The following is a 4965-nucleotide window of genomic DNA, read 5'->3' as shown; positions in this document are numbered from 1 at the left end:
TCGCTATAAAGAATCGAGCAAAGAGCATTCTGTAGTTTGCCGTTTCGTCCGGCGCGCCCGGCTTCCTGATAGAATGCTTCTATGGATTGAGGAACAGTGTAGTGAATAGTGTAGCGGATATTGGGCTTATCAATTCCCATGCCAAAAGATTTTGTGGCAACGATTTCCTGGATATGGTTTCTCTTGAAGTTTCTTTGAACAGCTTTTTTATGATCGGGCCATGAATCGCCAAATATTTTGGGCTTTTCCCCGGCATAAAAGTTTCGATGTCCAAGTATTTTCGCGACAGATATTACGCCTAGTGAGCCATTAACATGTGGGCAAAAGACAATGCCGCTGTTCGTATGGTCACCGCGTGGATCGTAGAATTTTTGAGCGTTGGCGCGCAAGCTGCGCGGAAGATCCTTCTTGAGCGCTTTTAATTTTGATGATTTCTCCGACATAGGTACGTTGATAACCCGAAAGCGGAGCTCTTTACGGTCGAATGATCGCGGCAGAATGATCGCCTCTTCGTCTATCACCTGCATTTCCATTTGAATGTCGGCGAGAACGGCAAATGATGCCGTGCCGGTGAGCCCTACAAGCGTGGGTTTATGGCCGTTTCTCCCGCTCGAACAGTAGTTTTGTAGGTTGCGTGGCATATGCAGATACGATGGGCGAAAGTCGTGTCCCCATTCAGACACGCAATGCGCCTCGTCAATGACAGCAAGCGACACAGGAAAATGGTTGACAACTGTCTGTAGCCGACTTCGAAAATCCTTGGTCTGGAGGCGCTCCGGCGCAATGAGAATAAAAGCCAATTGCCCAGACTCCATATTTTGCAGGGCAGCTTCTTTGGATTCAGGATCCTGTTGGCCCGATACGAGCCTGATAAGATCAATGCCAGCGGTTTTAAGGTTTTCCACTTGGTCATCCATCAAAGACACAAGGGGGTCAATGATAATAGTCATGCCCGGGAGAAGTAACCCGCTGAGTTGATAGGTGAGAGATTTCCCTCCGCCAGTCGGCAAAAGCACGATTGATGCTTTGCCCTGGAGTAACCGGGCAATAACATGAAGTTGGCCGTCCCAGAAGTTCCGTTTGCGAAAGATATGCCTGAGAAAGAAGAGCAATGCCTCGTGTTTTTCATAGGGCATTGGTTCTGGGTTGCCACGATTTTGGCTGGAGATGGCTTGCTCAATATCAGCAAGGTCGTAATGCAAAGCATTGCACGCTTGAAGCGAGCGCTCTGCCCTAAGACCGATGGCGCGACGCAGGCAGATAAAATTCCGAGGGCGATTAGGAAAGTGCGTTTTTTCCGTGCTTCCTATACAGTCTGTATCTAGGAGCAAACTATGTGAAAGAATCAAGTCATAATTATTGTCCGGGGCATCACGGTAACGCGCGGCATCCGTCTTGCCCCAATTCGGCTTCTCGCCAATGACATCCAACTTCAGTTTAGGCGCTGGTGAGATGTCAGAGACAAGGGTATGAATTCTCGTCCAGATAGCGCAGAGTATGCGGAACGCCTCAGCGGCAACGGGGCAGTCTTCCTCAATGATTAAAATCCTTTGTTGACGAGTGGGATCTAGAATCTCATGTGAGTATAGGAACAACAAGCCACGCAGGCAGCGCTGTACGGCGAGCGGAAGGAGGATGCTATTGAACGCGGCTGCATGAACCTCTGATTTAGCAATCGCCGTCTGTACGGAATCATATTCCGTGGAGAGTACTTGGGCAAGTTCTTTTCTTAAGCCCTCAAATAAGTTCTCTAATCCCTGGCGCACATCCTCTGCAGGAATGCGATGCACTACCCATCCATTTTCTTTCAATCGGTCGTCTCTCTGTTTGTCCAAGCCGCGCTGCCCCGGTTCGTTGTGCTGCTGGCCGTCAACCTCAAACACCCACCTGATGGAATCGGATTGAAAAACAAAGTCAACACGGCTTTGTTCGAGATTATTATCAACTCGATTGACTAAATCCCGGATGAGAACCTGACGATGAAGTTTTGTGCCCAAATATTCTCCAAACGCAGTACGGAATTGCTCAGCAAATAGATCTTCTTCCTCGCTGGTTAAGTCGGTAAGATCAGGGGGCAATTCGCGGGTATCGGTTGAGCTTTCGGTTTCGTTGCGGTATGGCAGGCAGAGTAAATCTTTCGCTGCTCTGAAAAGCACATCCCTGTTGCCGGGAAATTTTGCTTTGGAGAACTTGAATCCAACATTGGGCTCCTCCTCGCCCAACTCTTCGACACTCAGATATTGTTGGCAAGGCCCCTTGAGTAATGTGTGCTCAAATTCGAGGTCAACTAAAGTCGGATTCCCGCGTGCAATGATCTTGTCGCAAATAGCAGTGACGGACTCAAGAGATGGATTGGCCGTCGGACAGAGCTCTTCAATGTGATCGGCCTCAAGAACAGCATGGGAATTGTCTTGTAGTATCCGCGCCAGCTCATCAAGAAATTCATCGCGTCTGCGCGTCAGGGAGTCCCATACGCCAAGGCGCGCCGAGGCCGTGTATCGCAACGTGTCCATGCGCTTTCGCTCTATCGGTGCGCGGGCACTTTACGGCCCTCTCTAAGACACGCCCTGCCGCTACCGGCGTGCACGAAAGGGACGAAGTCGGTCTCGAAGGGTAAGGAAGAGGGAGGGGGCAAGATACACCCCCTGCTCCGGCATGGCGCGGAAGAAGCGCCGGGAGGCGCCTGGCCGCAGGCGTTTATGTGTCTGAACCGGTTACGGCGACATCAATAGCGAGGTCGTCCAGCCTGTCGCTACTGCCACTGCCGCCAGGATCGCGCCGGTCGCTCCTAAGACCGGCGCCGTCACCCACTGCGTCAGCCGCGCCTCCAGCGCGACCAGGGCTGTCTTCGTCGCCACCTCGGCGGTGGCTGCTATGGACTCTGCTGCCGCGCGCGCTTTTTCCCGGGACATGCCCGCCGCCGACAGAGCATCCAGCAACTCAATATTCGCCTGCGTCATGAGGATATTTTACCCCTATAACCAACGTTCGGCATAGTATTTTGCGGTACGCCGCCCTGGTAATGTCCAGACATTGCAGATAAGAGAAAGCAGGTTCTGGTTTATTGTCGGATTGCGGCTATTTCGCCAAGGATTCTATTTGTTCTATATAGCCGCTCATTTGTTTGACCGCCACTTGTCCCAGAGGGGAATGCAAAGGCCCGAAAGAACCGACCGCCGCATGCGTACTCGGATCTTTTTCCAGGCGAAAGGCCAGTCCGTTGTCTCCCGCGTAAATCACGTGCGGGATCTTCGTAGCCCCTTGCATGACTCCGCCTTTCAGTTTGTAGGAATCGGGATTTTCGCCGGATGCCCTGGACAGGATCTCCGCAAATTGATTTTTGGACAGGTCAATGTCCGCGGGGGCGATTTCGGTCAGATACGCCCGCACCGGCACGGTCTTTGCGATCAACGCTTCCAGTTCGTCGGTCAGGCAGTTGTAGAAGTCCTCGCGCATTCCCCCGGTGACGATGGTCACGGGCAGCTTCCTCCGCTCTGCCACCGCAAAAATCTTTCGGAAAAGATACCAGGCGTCGGTGGTGCTATGGTTTCGAATGATACCCCCGTTCATCTCTTTCGAGACGTAGTCCGTCGTGTACTTGAACAGGGGATCGACCTTTTCTTCTACAAAGGTTCCCGGCGGGAACCTCAGGTCGCTATCGCTGGATATGCTCATCGGACGCCTGCCTCGGCCAACTGCCGGAATAGAAGCCTGTGAGTAAAATTTTGCGCCTGCTCCGGGGCCTTATCTTCGGCAATGGGAAGTATAGAGCATCACGGCCCGGAAGGCGAAGAGAAAATCAAAGGTCTTGCCGCCGCTCTGCGATTCGAGATGAGATTGGAAAATCCGCCGCCGCCCGCGCCTTGCCCGTCATGCACATATTTTTCCCGTTATTTTCGCGCGGGCATGTTACAACCCTCGAAGGCCCGCCCGGCCGCCTCCAGCGTGCGCTCCACTTCTTCCGCGCCGTGCGCGGAGGAAACGAAGCCGGCCTCGAAGGGGGAGGGGGCAAGATACACCCCCTGCTCCAGCATGGCGCGGAAGAAGCGCCGGAAGGCGTCGCGGTCGCAGGCGCCGGCCTGGCGGTAGTCGGCCACCTCGCGCTCCTTGCTGAAGAAGAAGCCGAACATGCCCCCGGCATGGCAGCTGACCAGCGGCACGCCCGCCGCCGCCGCCGCCTCGGCCAGTCCCTCGCTCAGCCGGCGGGCGGTCTGCGCCAGCCGCAAATGGAATTCGGGCGCGCCGACCTGCTCCAGCGCCGCCAGGCCCGCCGCCATGGCCACCGGGTTGCCGGAGAGCGTACCGGCTTGATACACCGGGCCTTCGGGCGCCAGCCGGTCCATGATTTCGGCGCGGCCGCCGAAGGCGCCCACCGGCAGGCCGCCGCCGATCACCTTGCCCAGCGCCGTGAGGTCGGGGCGTATGCCGTAGGTTTCCTGGGCGCCGCCCGCGGCAACGCGGAAGCCGGTCATCACCTCGTCGAAAATCAGCAGGCTGCCGTGCCGGTCGCAGAGCGCGCGGATGCCCTCCAGAAAGCCGGGGCGGGGGAGGATGCAGCCCATGTTGCCGGCCACCGGTTCGACGATGACGGCGGCGATCTCCGGGCCGTATTTTTGGAAGGCCCGGCCCAGGGTGTCCAGGTCGTTGTAAGGCAGCGAGACGGTGAGCCGGGTCAGGGCCTCGGGGATGCCGGGAGAGCCGGGGATGCCCAGCGTGAGGACGCCGGAGCCGGCCTGTACCAGCAGGGAGTCGGCGTGGCCGTGGTAGCAGCCGTCGAACTTGAGCAGCCGGTCGCGGCCCGTGTATCCCCGCGCCAGGCGGATGGCGCTCATCGTGGCCTCCGTGCCGGAGTTGACCATGCGCAGTTTTTCGATGTTGGGCATCAGGGCGCGGATGCGCTCCGCCATTCGGGTCTCCAGCTCGGTGAGCGTGCCAAAGCCCAGTCCTTTTGCGGCCTGTTCCTGG

At 56.3% G+C, this 4965-nt stretch carries 4 protein-coding genes; all 4 read right to left on the bottom strand.

Features of this window, described 5'->3' with window-relative positions; genetic code table 11:
* A partial coding sequence (locus tag OXU43_04085; protein ID MDD9824335.1) for a RecQ family ATP-dependent DNA helicase occupies positions 1 to 2513 on the bottom strand: 2513 nt, incomplete at its 3' end.
* A gap of 201 nt (positions 2514 to 2714) precedes the next feature.
* Positions 2715 to 2960, bottom strand: a complete 246-nt coding sequence (locus OXU43_04080) for a hypothetical protein (protein ID MDD9824334.1) — start codon at positions 2958 to 2960, stop codon at positions 2715 to 2717.
* A 118-nt stretch (positions 2961 to 3078) separates the two neighbouring features.
* Positions 3079 to 3675 carry a hypothetical protein gene (locus tag OXU43_04075; GenBank protein MDD9824333.1) on the bottom strand — a complete coding sequence of 199 codons (597 nt, stop codon included), beginning with the start codon at positions 3673 to 3675 and terminating at the stop codon, positions 3079 to 3081.
* 215 nt (positions 3676 to 3890) lie between these two features.
* Positions 3891 to 4965 (bottom strand): glutamate-1-semialdehyde 2,1-aminomutase (locus OXU43_04070; protein MDD9824332.1); only part of this gene is annotated, 1075 nt, incomplete at its 5' end.

The sequence above is a fragment of the Gammaproteobacteria bacterium genome (genome assembly GCA_028817255.1).
In the GTDB taxonomy this organism is placed as follows: Bacteria; Pseudomonadota; Gammaproteobacteria; order Porifericomitales; family Porifericomitaceae; genus Porifericomes; species Porifericomes azotivorans.
This window is presented reverse-complemented; position numbering and strand designations above follow the sequence as displayed.